At 30.6% G+C, this 21,624-nt stretch carries 24 protein-coding genes; 7 read left to right on the top strand and 17 right to left on the bottom strand.

Annotated features, from left to right (window positions below):
• Positions 1–16 precede the first annotated feature (16 nt).
• Positions 17–772 carry a GNAT family N-acetyltransferase gene (locus ACODH8_RS12700; RefSeq protein WP_332466699.1) on the top strand — a complete coding sequence of 252 codons (756 nt, stop codon included), beginning with the start codon at positions 17–19 and terminating at the stop codon, positions 770–772.
• Positions 773–843: 71 nt separating this feature from the next.
• Here ACODH8_RS12700 and ACODH8_RS12695 read toward each other — a convergent pair whose 3' ends face one another.
• Together ACODH8_RS12695 and ACODH8_RS12690 are read right to left on the bottom strand one after the other, a co-directional pair.
• On the bottom strand, positions 844–1,023 hold the full coding sequence (locus ACODH8_RS12695) for a helix-turn-helix domain-containing protein (RefSeq protein ID WP_420503964.1): 180 nt from the start codon (positions 1,021–1,023) through the stop codon (positions 844–846).
• A gap of 42 nt (positions 1,024–1,065) precedes the next feature.
• A complete protein-coding gene (locus ACODH8_RS12690; protein ID WP_332466701.1) occupies positions 1,066–1,629 on the bottom strand; it encodes a hypothetical protein in 564 nt (187 codons plus the stop codon).
• 141 nt (positions 1,630–1,770) lie between these two features.
• Between ACODH8_RS12690 and ACODH8_RS12685 the strand changes: the two genes are divergently transcribed.
• Positions 1,771–2,301 carry a GNAT family N-acetyltransferase gene (locus tag ACODH8_RS12685; RefSeq protein WP_332466702.1) on the top strand — a complete coding sequence of 177 codons (531 nt, stop codon included), beginning with the start codon at positions 1,771–1,773 and terminating at the stop codon, positions 2,299–2,301.
• A gap of 44 nt (positions 2,302–2,345) precedes the next feature.
• On the opposite strand, the gene ACODH8_RS12680 is transcribed toward ACODH8_RS12685, so the two are convergent.
• From ACODH8_RS12680 to ACODH8_RS12670, 3 genes are all read right to left on the bottom strand, one after another.
• Entirely contained in the window at positions 2,346–3,218 is an 873-nt protein-coding gene (locus ACODH8_RS12680) for a GNAT family N-acetyltransferase (protein WP_332466703.1), read from the bottom strand.
• Between the two features lie 362 nt (positions 3,219–3,580).
• On the bottom strand, positions 3,581–4,273 hold the full coding sequence (locus ACODH8_RS12675) for a hypothetical protein (RefSeq protein WP_332466704.1): 693 nt from the start codon (positions 4,271–4,273) through the stop codon (positions 3,581–3,583).
• Between the two features lie 12 nt (positions 4,274–4,285).
• The gene (locus ACODH8_RS12670) at positions 4,286–5,014 is read right to left on the bottom strand and encodes a MerR family transcriptional regulator (protein ID WP_332466705.1); all 729 of its coding nucleotides are present in this window, start codon (positions 5,012–5,014) and stop codon (positions 4,286–4,288) included.
• Positions 5,015–5,236: 222 nt separating this feature from the next.
• Here ACODH8_RS12670 and ACODH8_RS12665 point away from each other — a divergent pair, with 222 nt between their 5' ends.
• On the top strand, positions 5,237–5,602 hold the full coding sequence (locus ACODH8_RS12665) for a hypothetical protein (protein WP_420517756.1): 366 nt from the start codon (positions 5,237–5,239) through the stop codon (positions 5,600–5,602).
• A 58-nt stretch (positions 5,603–5,660) separates the two neighbouring features.
• On the opposite strand, the gene ACODH8_RS12660 is transcribed toward ACODH8_RS12665, so the two are convergent.
• The 7 genes from ACODH8_RS12660 to ACODH8_RS12630 form a co-directional block, all read right to left on the bottom strand.
• Complete coding sequence (locus tag ACODH8_RS12660) at positions 5,661–6,947, bottom strand: serine hydrolase (RefSeq protein WP_332466707.1); 1,287 nt, start codon at positions 6,945–6,947, stop codon at positions 5,661–5,663.
• A 200-nt stretch (positions 6,948–7,147) separates the two neighbouring features.
• Positions 7,148–7,954: a phosphatase PAP2 family protein gene (locus tag ACODH8_RS12655; protein WP_332466708.1), complete on the bottom strand. Its 807-nt coding sequence runs from the start codon at positions 7,952–7,954 to the stop codon at positions 7,148–7,150.
• Between the two features lie 4 nt (positions 7,955–7,958).
• On the bottom strand, positions 7,959–9,068 hold the full coding sequence (locus tag ACODH8_RS12650; RefSeq protein WP_332466709.1) for an alpha/beta hydrolase: 1,110 nt from the start codon (positions 9,066–9,068) through the stop codon (positions 7,959–7,961).
• Positions 9,069–9,123: 55 nt separating this feature from the next.
• Positions 9,124–10,872, bottom strand: a complete 1,749-nt coding sequence (locus ACODH8_RS12645; protein ID WP_332466710.1) for a glycoside hydrolase family 3 protein — start codon at positions 10,870–10,872, stop codon at positions 9,124–9,126.
• Positions 10,873–10,874: 2 nt separating this feature from the next.
• Complete coding sequence (locus tag ACODH8_RS12640) at positions 10,875–11,381, bottom strand: hypothetical protein (RefSeq protein WP_332466711.1); 507 nt, start codon at positions 11,379–11,381, stop codon at positions 10,875–10,877.
• A gap of 44 nt (positions 11,382–11,425) precedes the next feature.
• On the bottom strand, positions 11,426–12,331 hold the full coding sequence (locus tag ACODH8_RS12635; RefSeq protein ID WP_332466712.1) for an AraC family transcriptional regulator: 906 nt from the start codon (positions 12,329–12,331) through the stop codon (positions 11,426–11,428).
• 199 nt (positions 12,332–12,530) lie between these two features.
• Positions 12,531–13,511: a polyprenyl synthetase family protein gene (locus ACODH8_RS12630; protein ID WP_332466713.1), complete on the bottom strand. Its 981-nt coding sequence runs from the start codon at positions 13,509–13,511 to the stop codon at positions 12,531–12,533.
• 134 nt (positions 13,512–13,645) lie between these two features.
• On the opposite strand from ACODH8_RS12630, the gene ACODH8_RS12625 reads away from it, so the two are divergent.
• From ACODH8_RS12625 to ACODH8_RS12610, 4 genes are all read left to right on the top strand, one after another.
• Entirely contained in the window at positions 13,646–14,554 is a 909-nt protein-coding gene (locus ACODH8_RS12625; protein ID WP_332466714.1) for a prenyltransferase, read from the top strand.
• Between the two features lie 90 nt (positions 14,555–14,644).
• Positions 14,645–15,295, top strand: a complete 651-nt coding sequence (locus ACODH8_RS12620; RefSeq protein ID WP_332466715.1) for a hypothetical protein — start codon at positions 14,645–14,647, stop codon at positions 15,293–15,295.
• Between the two features lie 19 nt (positions 15,296–15,314).
• Positions 15,315–15,800, top strand: a complete 486-nt coding sequence (locus ACODH8_RS12615; protein ID WP_420517755.1) for a tetratricopeptide repeat protein — start codon at positions 15,315–15,317, stop codon at positions 15,798–15,800.
• A gap of 279 nt (positions 15,801–16,079) precedes the next feature.
• Positions 16,080–16,652, top strand: a complete 573-nt coding sequence (locus tag ACODH8_RS12610; protein ID WP_332466717.1) for a hypothetical protein — start codon at positions 16,080–16,082, stop codon at positions 16,650–16,652.
• A 43-nt stretch (positions 16,653–16,695) separates the two neighbouring features.
• Here ACODH8_RS12610 and ACODH8_RS12605 read toward each other — a convergent pair whose 3' ends face one another.
• From ACODH8_RS12605 to add, 5 genes are all read right to left on the bottom strand, one after another.
• Positions 16,696–17,142, bottom strand: coding sequence for a hypothetical protein (locus tag ACODH8_RS12605; protein ID WP_332466718.1), 447 nt, complete (start codon positions 17,140–17,142; stop codon positions 16,696–16,698).
• 1 nt (position 17,143) lies between these two features.
• The gene (locus ACODH8_RS12600) at positions 17,144–17,440 is read right to left on the bottom strand and encodes a bacteriocin immunity protein (protein ID WP_332466719.1); all 297 of its coding nucleotides are present in this window, start codon (positions 17,438–17,440) and stop codon (positions 17,144–17,146) included.
• A 592-nt stretch (positions 17,441–18,032) separates the two neighbouring features.
• The gene (locus tag ACODH8_RS12595; protein WP_332466720.1) at positions 18,033–19,439 is read right to left on the bottom strand and encodes a hypothetical protein; all 1,407 of its coding nucleotides are present in this window, start codon (positions 19,437–19,439) and stop codon (positions 18,033–18,035) included.
• A complete protein-coding gene (locus ACODH8_RS12590; RefSeq protein WP_332466721.1) occupies positions 19,423–19,956 on the bottom strand; it encodes a sigma-70 family RNA polymerase sigma factor in 534 nt (177 codons plus the stop codon). The genes ACODH8_RS12595 and ACODH8_RS12590 overlap by 17 nt, the downstream gene beginning before the upstream one ends.
• Before the next feature lie 207 nt (positions 19,957–20,163).
• Positions 20,164–21,180 (bottom strand): adenosine deaminase, encoded by a 1,017-nt coding sequence (add, locus tag ACODH8_RS12585; RefSeq protein WP_332466722.1) that lies wholly within the window; start codon positions 21,178–21,180, stop codon positions 20,164–20,166.
• Positions 21,181–21,624: the final 444 nt, after the last annotated feature.

Here is a 21,624-nt window from a genome sequence, read left to right as displayed (position 1 = left end):
GTGAAAGGAGATTATTATGACAAACAAGATGACATTTGATTCTTTATTTTCCTTAGGTCATATCATTAAAGAGGATGACTTGTTTCAACACAATCATTTTTCAGATTTTCTAGACTTATACGACGCAAATTTTATCCAATTTAAAAAGATGCCTTCCTTAGCTGAATTTATAGCTATTGAAAACTATTTAACAGTGTTTCATCAAAATAACGGACAAGAACATTTAAAATTTAGATTCCCTGAAAACTGCTCTTTCTCTGAAGAGTTGAAAGATTATATTGGCAATAATAATTATACCTCTGATATATTAGAACTTTTCATTCTTGAAAAGGATAACTTTCCGAAATTACCTCCTAATCATTTAATTGAAGTAAAAGTTGTTTCTTCAGATACTCTTGATGACTTGCTTAAATTGAGATACGACGTCAACAAAGAATATGGTACTGATTATGCTAAACGAAAAAATAACTTGATTGTTGAGCAATTAAAAGATGAGAAATTAACTTTTTTAATTGCTTACTATGAGAATCAGCCTGCTGGTTGTCTCAATCTAATAGAAACAAGTAGCACTCTAGAAATTGATGATTTATTTGTTGACCCAACCTTTAGAAATAAAAAAATAGCTAGCTATTTACAACAAAAAACTATTCAATTATCTAACGAAAAATCTATTATTCTACTTGCTGATGCTAATGACACACCTAGAAATATGTACCTTAAACAGGGTTATCAGTTACAAGGAGAACGATACGATATTTTTAAAATGTTATAAAAAACCATTAGATACTCAATTACTTTTGTCAGTAATTCTGTATTTAATGGTTTTTTTGATAAATAAATTGATTAATCCTCTTCATACTCTAAAATATCTCCTGGCTGACACTCTAAAACCTTACAAATTGCTTCTAAAGTAGAAAAGCGAATAGCTGCTGCTTTGCCTGTTTTTAGTTTAGATAAATTAACATTTGTTATGCCAACTTCATCTGCCAATTCCTTTAAAGATATTTTTCGATCTGCCATCATTCTGTCCAATCGAACGACGATTGCCACATCATTTCCTCCTTGTTATACCACATCATTTGTGAATTTTTGTAAGGTGTTTCCATATCTAATAACTTCTGCGATATAAATCAAAATTAAACCAATCAGTGATTGAGACGTAAAAGTTAATAAGGTAAATGTATAACCACCTGTCATCATAATACTTGCTGACACGTAATAAACTAATGGAGATAAAATATCTGACACAATTAATACCAAACCAACTTTTCTTAATATATTGTAAAATCTTTTTGAGAATGGCTGATTACTTATTTTTAATATGGAAAACAGAATACCACCTTGCCAAAAAGCATAGGCTTGAGCACTTCTTAAAACAATTCCTGAGAGACATAAAGCTAAATATTTAGTTTGCTCATCCAAATTGCCTTTGTTAAAAGAAAAAATTTCTAAACCTTCCACTCTTGTTCCAGTCATTTCAAGTAGACTAGTAGATATATTCATTTTCCCAAGCATACTCAAAATACTTCCTACTAACAATGCCACTAACCCCAGCCCTAAACAAATACTTGTGACTTTAAACAAACTTTCTAAAAACCGAGATAATTTTCTAAAATTTTTAATTGACATTTTTATCAACTCCTTGACTATATCATACGCCTACTTTAATCATAAAACAACAATTAATTATCGAATAACGATAATTAATTATCTTTAATCACTCCTAAAAAATATATGTTATACTATTAAAAATAATAAGGAGGACTTCACATGGATGACTTAATATTAATAAAACCTACTATAGAATTAGAACAAGCACTTTTAATTTATCAATCTGAATTTTTTGACTCTCCAAATGGGATTGCTGGCTCTAGTTCCCTTGCTGATTTCAAAGATATCTCTGAATGGATACATCATTTATTTTTATATGAAAATAAAGAAACAATGCCAAATAAATCTTTTGTTCCAGGCCATCAATATGTGTTGCTACGAACAACCGATAATAAAATAGTCGGTTTAAGCCATCTTAGAACGGAATTAAACGATTACTTATTTAACTATGCTGGGCATATTGGCTATTCAATCGCTCCTTCTGAAAGACAAAAAGGGTATGGTAAATTTATTTTAAAACAAACTCTTCCTCTTACTAAAGAGTTTGAAATAGATAAAGTTCTTGTGACATGTGACGATGACAACATTGGCTCAGCCAAAATCATTGAAGCTAATTTTGGGATTTTAGAAAATAAACAAATTGACCCAACTACTAACAAATTAGTTCGTCGATATTGGATAACCCCATAACAACAAAAAGTAGAGGCCAATAAAAAATGACCTCTACTTTTTTGTTATGCATGATTAAAGAAGGGTAATTTAACACTTTCTAATACTTCAGAATCAATCCCTAAAGTAAATAACGCATCCTCATCACAAGGTGCTACCTCATAAAACAATCCTTCCTTTTCTTTCAAATCAAAATGGTAACAAATATCAGTAATGTTTTCTAAAGGTAAATAATCTAAAATAGCTTTTATAGAAATCGATTTGTTAGTCAGTACATCAAACAAATCTAATCTGTTTTCTTCTATTTCAAAACACAAATAGACATTTAATTCTTTAATATAATAAAATTCATCTGAAAAAACTGTTCCATAATAAAATAATTTTAAATTCGTATCATCCAATAAATATGATTGTAAGTAAGATTTATCAGCACTTTTAATAATCGCTTTGACTTTATCTTGAACCTCAGAGAAAGTTACTTTAGTCAGTCCTAACTTTTGAGTTCTCTTTTTAGTTAGTTTTTGTTTTATTAATAATTCATCTACTCGTTTAAAACCAAATTTAGGATAAAAATCCAATACTGTTTCATTAGCAAATAAATAGATAAAATCAACCTTATTTTGATAGTCAATTAAAATTCTTTCTACAAGTTGTCTGGATAGTCCTTTTCCTTGATAGTCAGGCGCAGTCATAACTGTTCCTATCTGAATCGTTTGATACGTTTTTTCGTTAATTACCAGCTCACTTTTGGTAATAGATGCATTTGCAAGCACTTTTTCATCATCTAATAAGGCATAAGCAATATAGTTATCTCCCCAAAAACCTGCTTGATACCACTCTTCAAAATTAATACCAAAGGTTAATTCTGCTAACTCATTAAAACTTTTTCGCCATATTTTATTTTCTTTAATATTATTGGTTAATTGATAGTCTTTCATTAAATTTCCTCCTTGATAAATATATATTTTTTTATGACATTAATTGATTCTTTAGATGCATCACCTCCTAAAACAGAAAAAACAAGGTTAGATTGCTCTAACCTTGCTAAATAAAAACAGACCCTAAAAAAGGATCTGCGATATTTATTGGATTTATCTGCTCTCTTTATCGCTAAAAGCGTCACTAAATAGCCTTCAGTTAGTTAACTGAAAAAAATTAGATTCACTTTTCTATTAAATTGGTTAAGTTATTAACCAGCGATAATAAGTTTAAGCATGGATAAATTCTCCGTTCTGTTTGGAAGTCAGCCCTATTCTAGCATAGCAACAACTAATATACTAGAGAGTGATACTGGCTTATCTTATTCCAATATTAAATCCATTGTAAATAAGTTATAACTTACTTGATTATTTTTTGTTTTCTTCATCGGATAAACCACGTCTTGATAATAAAACTCATAGTCTTTTTCTTGATTTAAAAATATGTCTGTATGCCATTTTTGAAAGGATTCTTCTAAATCTTTTAAGAAAAAATCTTTTGTTTCTCGGTAACTATTTAAAGAGACATGAGCTACAAAAAAATCGGCTTCATATCTTGTATGGAAGCTACTTCTTATTTCTTCTGAAGTTGGCAAAATACTTTCAAAAAATAATTCTTTTTCTTTGTATTTTCCAATCGAAACAAGATAATCTCGTTCTTCCTCATTAAGCAAATGGCTCACCAACTCACTAAATAAACTATCTTTTGGCTTAGTACTCATATCTATATCTAGTGTGACTTCAATCAAGGTATCTACTAAAAAAGATATCCCTTGATCAACGGCCTCATCTGCTATTTTTTTAGTTATTTCTTTGATTGTTTTTTTCTTTAACGGATAACTAGCAGATATAGATTCGAGATTAGATAATTCTTTTAGTTCCTTAGCAATAAAAAATTCTCTTACTAAAGTCATCACATTATCAGTATGTAATCCTTTCTCCTTAAGACCTGTGGGGATTTGAATATAATCCTCACCCACTCGTTTTAAAATATTATATTCCCCTGTGTATTCCATATACTTTCTCTCCTATAAAGCAATTTCAAATGTAAAAAAAGATTTATCTCTATAGCCAAGGGAGCGATAAATATTCTCATAACATATGATTTCTTTTTCAGAGCTTACCTCAAATAAAGGGTCTGCCAATAAGCTTTCTATTTCATTTTCAAGCTGGTTCTCTGTTGCTATCTCCACATCTTTACAGGCATAGGTACCATGCTTTAACACCTTGTCATGATCTGATTTAGTTCCTAAAACATATATTTTTTCTTGTCCTATGGGAGAAACAAGAAAATAAAATAATTCTAAATGTGAAAAACCTAATTCTTTAGCAGTTAATAAATCAATGCTATTTTCTGTTAATAAATTGGTTGGTACTTCTTTCAAGTACCGTATCTTTTTATCTTCAAAAAACATCTCTGTTGATTCTTTTTTATCATTCGCCAACAAGATATGATCTACGGTTTCTTCAATTTTTTTTAATTCAAGAATTTGATTAGCTATTTCTTGTTTAGCTTCTTTTAGGGAAGTTAAAATCCCATCTTTTTTCAATGTTTCTTTTATTTCCTCAATTGAAAGCCCTATTTTCCTCAAAAAAACTATCTGATATAACTTATACACATCTTTTTCTGTAAATTGTTGATAACCATTTTCTTCATTAACAATTGGAGTTAACAACTCTTCGTTAATATAATGCCTAATGGTTCCCTTAGGTATATCAAATAACTTTGCTAATTGACCTGTTGATAACAATTCCATCTCAATCAACTCCTTATTATCTCACTATAAACCATGTAGTAACTACACAGTCAATTGGAAGTATATTATTAATTAAGTATAGAATAAACTCTAATTAACTACTAATTTTTTAAAATAAGATAACAAAATCAGACTACAGACGGAGGTATAGAATGAGGAAACATGTGACACTATAATTAAGATAATTGTCGGTCAGTCATTAATTATAAGGAGGTATTTATTATGAAAGTTGTTAGTCGTAGAAAAAAAATCTATTTTTTCCTAGTTGTTGTTTTAGTGGTCAATTTAGTTATTTTGTCATCTAGCATTCCTTCTCTTCCTTGGTATTTTAGCAATAACTTATCCACAACTGGATTGTTTGTCACTACACCATTATTAGCTTTACTCACTCTCTTTTTAATCAGAAGAGATTTAACTAATTCTGATAATCAGTTAAAGCTTGCGATTCCTACGACAGCTTTAATCATAAATATCTTCAACTTATTATTGGCTACATCTGATTTAAAAACAGATATCAGTTTATTAGGAACTGCTATCCTTATTATTGTCACTATTTCTGTTAGTTACCCTCGAACACTCAGTTATTAAATAATTAACCATAATGAAAAAGAATGAGACTTGCTTATAAAAAGCAAATCTCATTCTTTTAATTTGTCGTAGATTGAAAATTAACTACCTGTTGATATAATTTTTTAGTTAAATCGACATTTCTTTTATCTTTCGTATAAACATCACTCAAAAAGATAACTCCTTCACTAGCATCTTTATTAACAACTAATGTCGGTTCATTACCTCTAAACACACCGTGTCCATAATAATTAGTATCTTGATCATATAAACCAGCCTTATATGTATATGAAACAGAAGCTGGATTTCTAGTAAATACTTTTTTTATAATATCTTTTGGTACTAGTTTTTCATCAAATAGCCCTTGTAAAAGAATAACTAAATCACCTGTTGAAATATACATATTCCCTGTTCCTAATTCATTAATCAAACTAGATTCTGAATAGAATAACGGTGTTGGATCCACATTACCATAATCATCCATTTTATATGATGGAATCATTGTTAATGGCGGATTATAAACATCATAAAAACCTGTATGTTCTAGTTCAAGTGGTGTTTTTATCGTTTTTTCAAAGTACTCTTCATAACTAACACCTGATAGTTTCTCAATAATAGCTCCTAACAAGAAGAAGTTAACATCAGAGTACTTCCATTTTTCTAATGGCTCATAGGTTACATTATTTACGACATATTCAATACTTTGTTCTTTAGACATTGTTCCTGATAATTTTTCGCTTAAAAATAATCCAGAAGTCATTGATAACATTTGATCAATCGTTATATTTTCACTATTTGGAATATTTGGATAATAAGTCGATAACTTAGTATCTAGATCGATTTTTCCATCTTCTATTAAATTCATTAACATAATACTAGTTATTAATTTTTGAACTGACGCTATCATATAAGTACTTTCCAATGAATTAGAACTATATTCCAATGCTTTTCCATAGTTATTATGAAGAACGACTTTATTGTCTTTTATAGCAAGAATTGTTCCTGAAACACCGTACTGACTAATCGTTCCTTCTAATTCTTGTTGCAGTCCTTGGTATTTAGCATCCACTTTTGTAAATTCCATGGGGTTGGTTCTATATTTTATAGAGGAATCTTCTTCACTTGTTGATGTAGTTGTTTCTTCTTTACTAGAACTTTGAGTCGTGATTGTTGGTTCTGGTTTTAAAGGTTGGTTATTTTTACCAAATTGGGCAATCATAGGCAGTTCAAATTGCTTTTGTAATAAAGGATACCAATAGTAGATATTAAAACTGATACCACCACCAATTAGGATACCAATAAAAAACATCAACGCCGTTTTTCTTTTTTGGCTACGTAATTTTTTTCTAAAATAATTAACTGTCACTTTCGAGGGTTCTATGTGAGTCCACCTTCTTTTCCTAAAATTCTAAATAATTTTACCATAGAAATTTGAATAAAGTTAGTTTTTTCTCCTTCTTTATTTAGTTCTCATTTAAATAAACACACTATATATTCCAGCAATAAATATAGCTTCTTACTTCTTAGTATATAAAAAAGAGAGTAGCTTTACTCAGCTACTCTCTTTCACAATGATATTAATTCATTTTTTAAGTACACAGATTGTAAATAATAGAATAAACCTAACGTGATACTACTACCAATTAAAACATCTGTTGAAAAATGAGCCCCCATAATAATTCGGCTCAACATGACACAAACTATCCACCCATAGGCAGCTACAACAAGTAGTCGTCTATATGGTTTTAACTTTTCAATCCACAAAGGAAGTAACGTGATCCAAATCACTGTAGCGCTATTGGCTGAATGACCTGATGGAAACGACATAAACTCATTATCTGATGTAAAAGTTTGCATCAAATACCATGGTGTGAACTGGTCACTTGGATCCGCCATTGAACGATATCGTTGTCTTCCCCACACCATTTTTAATACAGTGATAATGAGAATTGGTAACAGTGATAAACAAATACCAATTTTGGCTATTTTACGGACTAATTGTTCTTGTTCAGGCTTCACCAAACTTGCTAAGAAATAAAATATTCCGATATAAACAATCATTAATATTATCATCATAATAGTTGATAAATCTAAATACATTTTATTTAACATAGCTGCCATTAAACCATTAAATACACCCAAAATTGCAAATAATATTTTCATCGGTACTTTTCTAGTTTGTTGCGTTCTGAAAAGAACACTAGCACTAAATAAACCAATAAAAGATAATACCAACTCACCAAATGACTCAAAGAACCATCCAAATGTGCTTTCAGGATTATATAAAGCTTCTGAAATTTGTAAATCAAAGACAGTCAATACAACTAACAATATGGTAAATACACCTAAAAATAGTTTGACTTCCTTTCTCATCTTTCTACACTCTGTTCTTTCTCATAAATTCGCCAATATCTGCTACACAATCTTCAGCTTGAGGATAATTTCCAATATGATCTAGGTAAGCATGTCCTAATCCATTGTAGTGTGTAAAGGTTGTCTCCACACCTAAATCATTTAATTTTTTCGCATAAGCTAAACTTTCAATTGTTAAAAAATCATGCTCACCTGAAGAAATAAACGTAACTGGTGAATCTTTTGATACATCCATATAAGGCGTTAAATATTTAGTCATTGGGTCTGCTTTGTCTCCCAATAAATCCGTTAACGAAGTCGTAGCTGAGCTGAACATTTCAAACCCTGGACGAATGTATTTGTCATGTGGTGGATAAATAGCAATATCATCCATTGTAAATTCAGTGTATTTGTCTTTAATCCCACCCATATTAACTGTTGGATAGAATAATAATTGACCACGAACTAAGTTTAGTTGATCTTCTAATGAGCGATTACTACAATACAGAGTCAGGTTTCCACCAGCACTATCTCCACCAACAAAAATATTTTTAGCGTCGCCTCCAAAACTCTCAGCTTCTTTTGCTATCCATTTTAAAACCGTATAGCAATCCTCATGCCCCGTTGGATACGGATTTTCTGGTGCTAAGCGATAATCTACTCCAACTGCAATCATATTAGTTGTTGTCACAAAAAGTTGCAAAGCATCTGCTACAACATCTGTACTACCTGCAAAGAACCCTCCTCCGTGAATGAAATAAAGAATAGGTGCATTAGGCATAGTTACATCTGATTTAAAAATACTCACTGGAATATCAAAGCCATCAGCTGCTTTCACTGTTCTATTGTCTCTTGTAAACCCTTTTGTAACAATCGGGGTACTATCAACGTTGTTAAAAATTTTTCTTAACCGTTGTACTGATTTAGGACTTGCATCCATTTTCATCATGCTTTTTGGCATAAACTTCATCAATAAAGCCATTTTTTTACTTGATTTGAGTAATCTTGGGTCAACAGCACCCTTATCATCACAATCAGGAATTGGTTTTACGATAATCTCAACGTCACGTCGCATTTCTGTGTATTGCTTATCTTTAATCGCTTTTACTAATTTTTCATCATACTGTCTACTCATCTTTACTCGCTCTTTTCTGATTTTAGTTTATAATTTTATAACAATTCTGCAGGAATTAAAATGTTAACTCTTCACGACCGCAGAATGGGTCAACTGGAGAAACGCCTTTAAAGTCACTACGTCCTAACATTTTATCTACAGTTGCTTTTATCACTGTTTCACTTGATGTGTAACTATTAATAACTGTTGAAACCATTGGCACATCTAGTAAGTGATACGGATTTCCGAAGCTGACAAATGCTGTTGGAACATCTTTTACAAACCACGGAATATCATTACCTAAGGCATCAAATGCTAGACGAATCGTTACTTCATTACTTGAAGCCCCAATATTTCCTACAATTAAAGCAGCATCAAATTGCTTACTAAACTCTGAAGTTGGTTGTTGCATATCTGCTAGGGAAGCCATCATCTCTTCACTAATGTCCCCTGCCATCATTTTAGCTGCATCAATATTTCCTAAACGATTTCTTAAAGTCACTTCAAATCCTTCTTTTTCTAAAGCTTCTTTAAGCGACTTAGTAAAGTCACTTTCAGCAACAATACTTCTCTCAATCACATTTAAGTATAATCTCTTATGCGTGGTTGGATTTAGAGGCAACATATTTTGGGTATCTTTCACTAAAGTAACAGCAGCATCGGCACATTCACTTGTCCAAGCTTTATGTTCTTCATTAGCTAAAGCTTTTGGTAATGATTCCACTGATGGAACTAATGTGTTATTGGCTTGTTTTTCTGGTAAGTTTAACGAAGCTTTTGTTGCTAAGATACGTGTAACAGCTTCATTTAAACGCTCTTCTGTAATAACACCTTCTTGATAACCTTTTAGCATATACTCAAAGTCTTCAGCTACACTCTTATTAAATAAGAACATGTCACATCCATTAGCAATTGCTGCTGGTACGGCATCTTTACGACTCATAAAACTTGTAAAACCAACCATTAACGTTGCATCTGTCACAATTAAGCCATTAAAGTCTAATTCTTCTCTTAATAAATTATTTAATAAAACTGGTGATAAACTACCTGGTGTGTATTGTTCTTCTCTTGTTGCATCTGGTTTGAGAGCTTTCACCATCTCTGGTTGTGCAATGTGGCCTACCATAACTGTTTGAGCATCTTCTTTAATTAGCTCTTGATACACACGACCATAAGTTTCACGCCACTCAGAAGCAGATAGACTATTGATACTTGTTAATAGATGTTGGTCTCTCTCATCCACGCCATCTCCTGGGAAATGCTTGATACTAACTGCTAGTCCTTCTTCAGCAGCACCTCTTAAATACCCTTTACTCATATTAATTACCTTATCTACATCGCTACCAAATGTTCTTAGGTTTGTAATGGGGTTTCTAAAGTTCATATCAATATCTACAATTGGTGCAAAAGACCAGTTAATCCCAACTGCTGCTCCTTGAGCACAACTTACTTTTCCTAATCGATAACCAAATTCTGCGTCATTTGTTGCAGCAACTCCCATTGGCATACCAAAATTAATCCCTTCAGCTACTGCTCCTTGACCGCCTGACTCAAGGTTAGCTGCGATTAACAGTGGAATTTTAGAATTATCTTGTAAATAACGATGGGTTGTCATTAACGATTCACCACTTGTTGGTCTAAACATAATGCCGCCAATTTGAATGTTTTTTGTTAAGTAGTCTAACGCTGCTTTTTCATCAGACATGCCAATCGTACAGAATAGCTGTCCTATTTTTTCTTCAAGTGTCATATTATTTAGTGTATTTGTCACCCAATCAATCCCTGTTTGATCTAAGTTAAATGGTGCTTTTTTTAAATTTATCATCGTTAATTACTCTCCTTCATTAAAATAGTTTGTTTATCTTGGTAATCATCCATTGTTAATTCAATAACGATATAACCTACAATCCCAGACATGATAATAGCTGTTATTACTTTAACGCTAAAACCAATATAGTGATTAATAGTGTTAACACCAAGACTTTGTGGTAATACAATAAAAAATAAATAGGAAAAAACAACAGTAAATATTGTTAATATAGCGCTTCGTAAACCATTGTGATGGGGAAATAGTCGATTAAAAATACTTTTTTGGCGATGAGACACATCCACACTCGATTTATTAATTGATTTTGGAATATTTATAAATCCAGCCGCAGGACAAGCAATCGCTAGAATAATTAGACCAATCATTAAGTCTGTAGAAATCGTCTCAAATGTCACAGCACCTGTGTGCTTACGAAAGTTAACAATATAGAATAGGCCATTAATGATAATATTAATAATAATAAAATCGGTCATTAATTTTTTAAATTTAAATTTACTCGTTGTCATCTTACATTCACCTTTCTGCTTTCACTTTAAAAGCAGCATTGACCTTACATTAACTGGTCGTTATGATCCATTATCCGAATATTATATTTTTTTCGATACTGAATCGGTGTATCATGATAAACCTGTTTAAAATGACGTATCAATGCTTTAGAGCTTGGAAATCCATGTCTTTGACTAATTAATTCAAGAGTATTATTGCCTTTAATAATTTCTGGAAACGCTCGGTAAAGGCGATAATCAGTTAAATAAGTTAAAAAAGTACGTCCAAAATTATCTTTAAATAAGCGAGAAAAATGTTCTCTTGAGAAATTAAAATGAGATGAAACATCTTCTAGACTCAATTTTTCATTGTAATGAGCATGAATATAATCAAGAATCTCCTGATTTAGCTGATTCGAAATAGCTATATTAATTTCTTCCTCACTATCTACTAAATGATGCGTACACAGAATATGGAATAGTGCTAACAGTTCTGATTGAATTCTTAAATAAGAAAATGGTTCCTTTGATTGATGATCAGCTAAAATCGATAAAAATATCTTTTCTAATTTAGGATAAGTTGTTTTAGTTTTTTCTAAATCAAAAACTAAACTATCAATACCTGGTAAATAATTTTTGACGAAATCATAGGAAATAATAAAACAGATAATATCAAAACCAGGGCTGAACTCGCCCTTCAATTCATGGATTTCTCCTGAATTGACAATAAAAAAGGTTCCATCTTGATAATTTTTAGTTTCTTGATTTTTCCTCAATGACAAATTACCTTTCACTACAAAAGTTACTTCTAACTCTTTATGCCAATGCATGGGAACAAAACTAACAGAAGATTCAGCCGTTATCATTTCTTTAATTTGTGAATAAATTAATGGGTTATTTTCTGAAAAATGTAACACTCTCATAGGTAAATCACGATCCATTTGTACAAATTCAAACGTTGTTTTTTCCATCTCTTATAACACTCGCTTCCTAATTTTTCTTCTTTATTCTATCTTACCCCTTTCTTGTTTATATATCTTGCTTTTATTATAAAATTAAACCGCTTACAAATGGTGTTGATAATTATCTCGATAATGGTCAAATATTGATATAAAGAAAAACAGACCCATTTCAATGAATGAGTCTGTTTCATTAAGCTATTAAAGATAATTAATTATTTCGATTTAATAAGGTTGATGTGACATCAAATAGAATATCTCTTTCCTGGCTAGCAGGAAGTTTTTTGATTCCTGATAAAGCACGATCCGTAAATCGTTCTGCGATAGCTTCTGCTTTTTCAATTCCTCTATATTGTGTAATCAGCTGTTGTACTTCTTTAATATCATCATTTGTCAGTTCTGTTTTCTTCTCTAAATAAGGAAGAAATTCATTTTGGTTACCTTCCATTGCCAAAATAAGTGGTAAGGTATAGTAACCATTTTTCATATCTTCAAAAACAGGTTTTTGCATGTCCGATTCTGTTGCTTTATAGTCAAGAACATCATCCATGATTTGAAAAGCCATTCCAATATTGTAACCAATTCTTTTAGCTGCTAATTGCGTTGTTTTAGAACAACCAGCAAAATGCGCACCTTCATAACAAGAAAACTCAAATAACTGAGCCGTTTTTCCTTTTATATGTTGGAAATATTGTTTCATCGTAATGTTCGTATTGTATCTTAAATTCATTTGGTCTAATTCACCAACTAAAATACGTTTCATACTATTAGCATTCATCTCAATCGTTCTAAAACTTTTTGTAGAAGTTGCTAATAAATGGAAATACACAGTAAATAAAAAATCTCCTGTATAAACAGCAATATCTTGACCATACATAGCTTGGATTGATGGCATACCTCTTCTCATAGGAGAATCATCAATGATGTCATCATGAATCAATGTAGCTACATGTAATATTTCCAAAGAAGCTGCCATACGGTGAGCTCTTTTTGTTTCAATCTCTTCACCTAATCTTGAGAACAACAAAAAATAAGCAGGACGTAATAATTTACCGCCAGCTTCAAAGAACAACTGCAATGCTTGAGTGATATCTTTATTTCTAATTTTCACGGATTTTTCCATGACTTTTTTTGTTTCTAATAATTCTTTTTGGATAGTGGGATATTTTTCCCAAAGTGGATGTAATGCCATTATTGGCCTCCTAGACAAATAATCATAGCTTCAATTTAGCTTATTAAGCGTGGACTGTCAATTTTAAATCATTGAAAATTCCTACTATAACAGTATAATAAACACTGAAAGAAAAGTGAAGGGAAGAATAGTAAGTGACTTTTAAAATTTTTGCTGAATTAGTTGAGTTAAAAGCTAAAACAGCCAGTATATTCCCATTTCTTATGGGATTTCTTTACTCATGGTATCATTACAACCAAATTTATTGGGGAAATATGCTCATCTTTTTTATTTCAATGGTTCTTTTTAACATGGCTGTTGATATTATGGATAACTACATGGATTATCATAATGCCACAGATGTTCATGATTACAAACATGAAACAAATATTATCGGCAGAGAAAATTTATCCTTATCTCTAGTTCGAAATATGATGTGGGCTTTTATTATTATTTCTGCTCTTATGGGAATTTACCTTGCTTCTCAAACCAGCTGGGTTATTCTTTGGTTAGGAATGTTTAGCTACGCTATGGGGATTTTTTACTCAGCAGGCCCTAAACCTTTATCAAGTCTTCCAGTTGGAGAAGTAACATCTGGTGTCACGATGGGGGTTATTATTCCTTTAATTTGTGTTTATTTAAATATTTATGACATTGTTCCTTTTGACTGGCATTTAATTGGTAGTGTCACAATGATGTCTCTACCTGCTGCTTTTTCGATTGCCAACTTAATGTTAGCTAATAATACCTGTGACGTTGAGGAAGATATTTTAAACAATCGTCATACCTTAGTTTCTTATATTGGTAAAAAAAGAGCTGTTAAACTATTTCAATTTTTAGTTATCGCTACTTTTGTAGCTGCAACAGTTAGTGTCATTTTAAAAATTGTGCCACTAACACTCCTATTATTATGGTTAATTTTTCCAAAAATCTGGCAAAACACAAAAGCTTATAGTAAAGAACAAATTAAACTTAAAACATTTCCACTAGCTATTAAAAATTTAGCCATGGTTGTTTCTGTTCAAGTGGTTTTATTCTTTATTGGTGTATTATTCCATTTATAATTTTTAAGTCTATTTTCTGATTAGAAAATAGACTTTTTTTATACAATTTAGGTATAATAAGAGTTAACATCATAAAGGAGGTTGATTCTTATGACAAGTACTTACTGGCATCAATCTGAAACTCTTATTAATGATATTTTACCAATTATTTTTTTAATTTCAGGTTTCTTACTGTTTATTTTAGTAGGTGTCTGGTTATCACATTCAAATAAAAAAGTTGGGATAGGTATTCTGACTATTATTGGTTTAAATCTGTTTATTTTTTCTGCTACAATGATTTATTCTAAAGATTTCAGAAAATTAACCTCACATATTACTAGTAAAAACAGAGATTACGAGGTAACTACTTTAAATAAAACTAATTTCTCTAATCAAGGTATGAGTGGCTATTCAATAGAAGATGTTGAGACAACCTCTAAACTCCCCTTCTATACAAAAGAAAATTCCATTGATACTAGTAATTGGCAGTATCTAGGGAAGGATGAACATCTCTATTTTCTTGAAAAGGAAAGTATTATTTATAATGTTCCCATCAACAAAGAAATAGTCATTTTTAAACCTAATCTAGAGAAAGAAGTTATTATTAATGAGTCTTATGCTACAATTAATGATAAATCTTTTGTAACGCTAGGATTCAAGCAACAAGTTGGTCCTGCCATTACTCACATTGAAATTACAGACAAATTAAAAGATCAAACCTTTAACAATCACAATCTAACAGTAAAATTAATTCAATACTAATGAAAGAGGTAAGTTTATTTTGAAAAATAAAATCGCTGAAGCAATTGTTTTAAGAAAAAAAGATAAATTAATCGAATCTAATCAATTATTACTTCAATTGTATAAAGATTATCCTGAAGACTCTTATCTAAATTATCAAATTGCTTGGAGTTTCGATACTTTAGGTGAGGAAAGCGCTGCTGTTCCTTATTACGAAAAAGCAATTGCTGGAAATTTAACATCAAAAGATTTACAAAATGCTTATTTAGGTTTAGGTAGCACACTAAGAACATTAGGTCGTTATAAAGATTCTGAGATTATTTTAAGAAAAGGCATGAGTCTTTTCCCAGAAAATAATGGATTAAAATCATTTTATGCGATGACCTTATATAATCTTAATCAACATCAACAAGCAATGGAGGTTTTATTAACTCTCTTAGCTACGACAAGTAGTGACCGTCATATTAATGACTATAAAAAAGCTATTCTTTTTTATGCTGATAAATTAGATGATGTTTGGTCTTAATAATTCCTTATAAAAAACTTCTTAATTTAATACAATTTCGCCATACTTTTTACATAACTAGTTGTTATTATCTATGTATACCAACAAAACAACCCTAACAAAAAACTTTTTCATTTTATTTACTCCTCCAAAGTAGATAGAACAACTCCTTTTTAACGACTAGCTGATGACTAGTCGTTTTTTTTTATGACGAAAATGTAAGAGCTATCAATTATTAGCGTAAGCTGTGAATGCTATACTAAGTATATAAATCAAATACAGTTAAAAAGGAAGATAGATATGTTAACTATTACTCAAAAATTCATGTTACTTGGTATGAAACAAAACAAATATTTCGGAACAAATAGCCACATTAGGCTTGCTCTTGTAACAGCTAGCCTAATGGACTTAGAATTAAATAAAATTATAGAAATCAAAGATAATAAGGTTTCAGTTATTCATGAATTACCATCAGGATTAGATTACTTAATGACTCTATATCAATTTATTGCTAAGAAAGATAGTATGAAACTAACTCATATTTCTCAAGCTTTTACTTTTAAAAACAAAGATTTCAAACAATTAAAAAAAGACGTTGAGAACTCTTTAACTGATAAATGCTCACTAAAAGAATCCGTCATTGAAGAAATGAGAGATGAATTTTTATCAGATTCAATACGTGATGAAACGATTATCTTAGCTGTGTTATTGCATAAAACAAGACAACTTAAAATGTATTTTTCAAAACATGAAGTGTCATCCATCAAAGACACCATTAAACAACTAAAAAAAGAAAACAGTAATAAAATACTCACTCAAATGATAAACAACATCGATGCTTTAAATGTTGTGATTGTTTCTAGTGTGATGTAAAAAAAGGTGCCATGGTAGGCATCTTTTTTATTATGATAATTATTTAAATCAATCCTTTAAATTTTGTATCTAAAAGAGACTCAAAGTGAGTAACTGAAAAATCTATCTCGCCTATTACTTCACTTTCAATATAAAAATAATATTTATTGCCGTATTCAAAACTGAGACAATATTCTTTAAAAGGAGTTAACTTTTCAATTTCAAACTGTCGAAGTTCTTTAAAAGGGATAAAAGCTATTTGGTTTGCTTGATCCTTTGCTAAATAATCATATAGCACTAACTCTTTATCAGTCACAATTAATAAATACGGTTTTCTACTAAAGTAAGTCCACATTGACGCTCTGCTACCTCTTAATTGTAATGTTGGACGCCAGCTCTTCTCAGCCATAAAGTAATTAGAATCTGGCTTTACACCAATACTTCTCAAAAATACTTCAATACCATAAATCGATTCCATATCCCTTATATCTGCTTGATTTCTGTCAAACATGTTACGAACCATATCTAATGTTAGCTAAAGAAATCAGTTCTTTTAGTAATCTTGTTTGATTATCAGATAGTACAATTCCATCTTCTCTCATTGCTTTAGATATTGCTAAATTCATTTGGCTCATCACTAGTGGTCTAGAAATACCATTTTGTGATATATCAGCCTTATAGTTTAGTAACACGTTCTGTAATAACTGACTATTTGGTGTACTTTCTAACTCCTTTAACAGTTCAGTGATAAGCTCAATGGAAACAATCTTTCGTTCTTTCCCACCTGTAAACCATTTTAATTCTCCCATAACACTTACTCCTTTTTATAACTATATATTTAGTTTCTTATTTTTCTTTAAGTAACCTAAAATAAATAGTGTCACTTTAATCCTTTTTATTATTTATCTAATAAACGTTGTTAATTAGCCTAATTACTCAGAAAATTTCATTTCTTTTGTGCTGATTCTAGTCTGTACACTAATACCTATGTTCTTGTCTATAAGTATCTGGACAGGATACACACTAAGTGACTAGACTGAATCTACTATATCGATTTCTTGGAATCTCTATATACTTATTTTTTTATTCTATATTATTTTTAAATACAATTAAAAATAATTGGTAGGATCGAGCAGCTCAAATAAAAAATAAGACCATGTATCTTTAATATTAGATTCAAACTTCTCTTTTCGCACAAGATATTTGTATGAAGCGACTATTGTCGCTGTTACTAAACCTAAAATAAAATATGTTGGAATTAATAATAAAATAATTTTTAACAAAGTTGGTAATATCCATTCTCCTTAAATAACTTTTTTTATTATCATATCATGAAAAGGCATTTCATAATAACATCAGTTAAATTAAATAAAGCTCTCAGAAATTCTGAGAGCTTTATCCTTATTGTCTAATATCAATCCACTTCGCTTCTGAGTCACTTAAGTCTTCAGGGTTAGAATAATTAAAAACTGGTAGTAACATTTTATCTAATTGATCATCATCTATAAAATAACCAAAATGAATCACTCGTTTTTCTTTTCCTTTAATAGTTGGCATTCTATAATACCCTGTCCCTTCACCATGAGAATCAAGATAATCGACTTCCCCTGAGTAAGATTCAAAATCGACACCTTCTCCTACTATCCTATTTGGTACAAAATAATTTCCTTCTGTTTTTACCAATTGAGGACTATTTTGCATAGATAAATCGACAAGGTCTGAGTTTCCTTTGTTATCAATAGTTGCTGTCACATAAACAAATTTAGGAGTTACTCTTTTTTCTCCCACTATTTCATCAACAGTTGTCCCACCATTTCCATCTCTAATGATTTGTTGTGTATAAGATTGTAAAACTAAATCTTCTGATAAAAGCTGTTTTTCTTTCATCCTTTCAATAGGGTACTCATGGAAATTAGTTGCATCAAATTCTTTAATATTATTCAATACTTCCACTTTATCAACCGTAAAATCAAATGCTAACTCATCTAACGGATTAGCTTCAACGCTTTCTCCAATTTTATAGATATTAGGACTATCTATCGCCAGTTTAGTATTTGCTAAGCCATCGTCTACTGGCTCATTTTCTAACTCTTTTTTATACGTTTCATAATCAATTGAGAAAGTCGCTTTCTCTTTATCTGTTTCTTTTAATGAGATATTCGACATCACTTTTTCTAAATCATTATTAGGAACATCATTTCCTACATAAGCTTCAACAACATAACCTTCTTTTTCAAAGAACAGGTAAACAATACGAGCAAAGCCCCCTTCTTGGTTCACGTTAAACCCTTCTTTATGAATCAAATACCCTTTATTATCACCATAAGTCACTTCTTGATAATCTTTAGTATTTAGTTCTGTAAAATCTGCTTGATCTTTTACTTTCCATAAAACAAATGAAAAGCCACCCATGTTCGGAGTATCACGATAGCTATATTTACCACTCTCCTCGTCTCCTATCACATTATCTGGCAAATAACCTAAGTTTAATTTGTAAAAGACAGAGTCATTGGTAGAGCTACCCTTAACTGACATAGTTAATTTGTATTCTTTTTGAGTCACATACCATTGATAGATTTCATTAGCAGTAACTATGGTTGTTGGGATAACAATCATAAAAATAGCTGCTGCAACCAGTATTCTTTTAGTCGTCCATTTCGATTTTTTGTCTTCATCAAGCGATGATAGAAATTTTTCTTTACGATTTGTATATGTTTGAGAAAATTCGTGGTTCTCGCGTTCCGTATTAAATTCTTCATTAGCAATTTGCTCTGCTATTTTTTGCTCAATCTCATTTTGCTTCTTCATGATTTTTTCCTCCTAAAATAGATTTTAGTTTCAATCGCGCTCGTTCATATTGTTTTCGTACAGTATCTTCCCTAGAAAACAATATGTCTGCCGTTTCTTTAAAAGATAACCCATAAAAAACTCGATACATAAAAACTTGGCGATAAGGTTCTTTTAATTCATCAACCAATTCTTCCACCAACTCTTCTGTCATTAATTGTTCATCCATATTAGAATCAAATAAATGAGTGTTTTCAGTATCTTGGTAATCTTTCAAATATTTTATTTGAGTTGTATTTCGTCGGTATAAATCAATGGCTTTATTTTTAGTTATCCTTAAAATATATTGTGTTAAATGACTCTCATCAAAGTCTCGCCAGATTTTTTTATCTTCATACAATTGTTCAAAAATATCCTGTGTGATGTCTTCTGCTTGTTCCTTTTGTTGAAGAACTCTGTAAGCACAGTAATAAATTCGCTGTTCATAAGTGTCATACAGTTTTTCAAACAATACACGCTCTTCAGTTTTCTTTTTCATCAACTCACCTCTTTTTCTCTTGTTACTCTATATAACGTTTCATAATTCATAAACGTGACACTTTTTTATTTATTTTATCAAATAAACTAAAAAAGCCCTCAGATTTTCTGAGAGCTTAATCGATTTACCATAATTATTAGTTACCTTTTTAACTAAAAAGGTTGTAACATAAGAATTTCTCACGTCACAACCTACTTATATCATTTATTAGTTATTTGTTACATACTCATCAATCATCGTTAAATAGTTAGCTTTTTCTTCATCTGAAATCCAAGCAATTTCAAATGAATTTTTAGCTAGTTGAACGATTTGTTCTTTTGTCATGTCGTATTTAGTTGCTAAAGCAAATAAATCATCTGATACATAACTTTGGAAATAAGCTGGATCATCTGAGTTAACTGTCACTTTAACACCTTGTTCTAGTAACTCGATAATTTCTTTTCCTTTCATATCATCTACAACAAATCCATTAGATACTGGACAGCTTGTTAATCCAATGTTGTGCTCATTCACATAATCAACTAATTTTTGATCTTCTACAATATTAGTTCCGTGATCAATACGATCAACCTTAATATCTTCAATAACTTGTCTAATGTGCTCAATTGAGTTTTCTTGATCAATATCACAATGCATCGTTAATTTTAATCCAGCTTCACGTGCTTTAGCAAATACAGAAGCAAATTTACTTGGTGGATTACCTTTTTCATCTGAATCTAATCCTACAGCGATAAATTTATCTTTGTATGGTAAAGCTTGTGCTAATGTTTCTTCTGCTGATTCAGCACTCATATCACGTAAGAAACACATAATTAAATCGGCACTAATACCATATTTGTCACTTTCTGATACAGCTCGGTAGTAACCATTTATTACTGTTTCAAAAGAAACGCCTCTTGTTGTGTGAGCTTGAGGGTCAAAAAATAATTCAGCTCTTTTAATTCCTTGTTTTTGAGCATTTTTTAAATACGCCGTTGCCAAAGCATAAAAATCTTCTTCATCTTGTAACACATTCATAGCTGGGTAATAAATATTTAAAAATGATGGTAGTGAATCAAATTGATACGACGCTTGGACTTCTTCAATTGTTGTTTGACCAATATCTACCTTATTTTTTTGTGCTAATGCTAATTTTAAATCTGGTTCTAATGTTCCTTCTAAGTGTAAATGTAGCTCGGCTTTTGGTAATCCCTTAATAAAATCTAAAGTAACCTCTGTTGTCATAATGATTTCCCTTTTATTTGTTTATTCAACAACAATATACCATCTTTTTAAGTTTAAACAAGCTTTTAACACTTTAAAAGCGAATTATAAAGTTTTTTTATATTTAAATATTCGTTATTAGTAACGAACATTCGCTTTTAACTACAAAAAGGAGAATCCTATCTTAATAATTCCTTAATTAAAAATTCTTATTTTTATACAATTTCATCATAGTTTTAACATATCTAAAAGCTATTATATACATATACCAACAAAACAACCCTAACAAACTTTTCATTTTATTTACTCCTCCAAAGTAGATAAAACAACTCCTTTTTGAGGCTGTGACATAAGTCTCTGAATAAAACAAAAAAGCAATCAAATTTATGAGTAAAATTCATTTATTTGATTGCTTTTTTTAGTTAAAATAAAAACGTACAGGTGGCCCCCTGTACGTTAAGTCAT

It is taken from the genome of Vagococcus fluvialis (assembly GCF_048815235.1).
In the GTDB taxonomy this organism is placed as follows: Bacteria; Bacillota; Bacilli; order Lactobacillales; family Vagococcaceae; genus Vagococcus.
The sequence above is the reverse complement of the archived record's forward strand: the minus strand, read 5'-3'. Positions and strand labels throughout refer to the sequence as shown.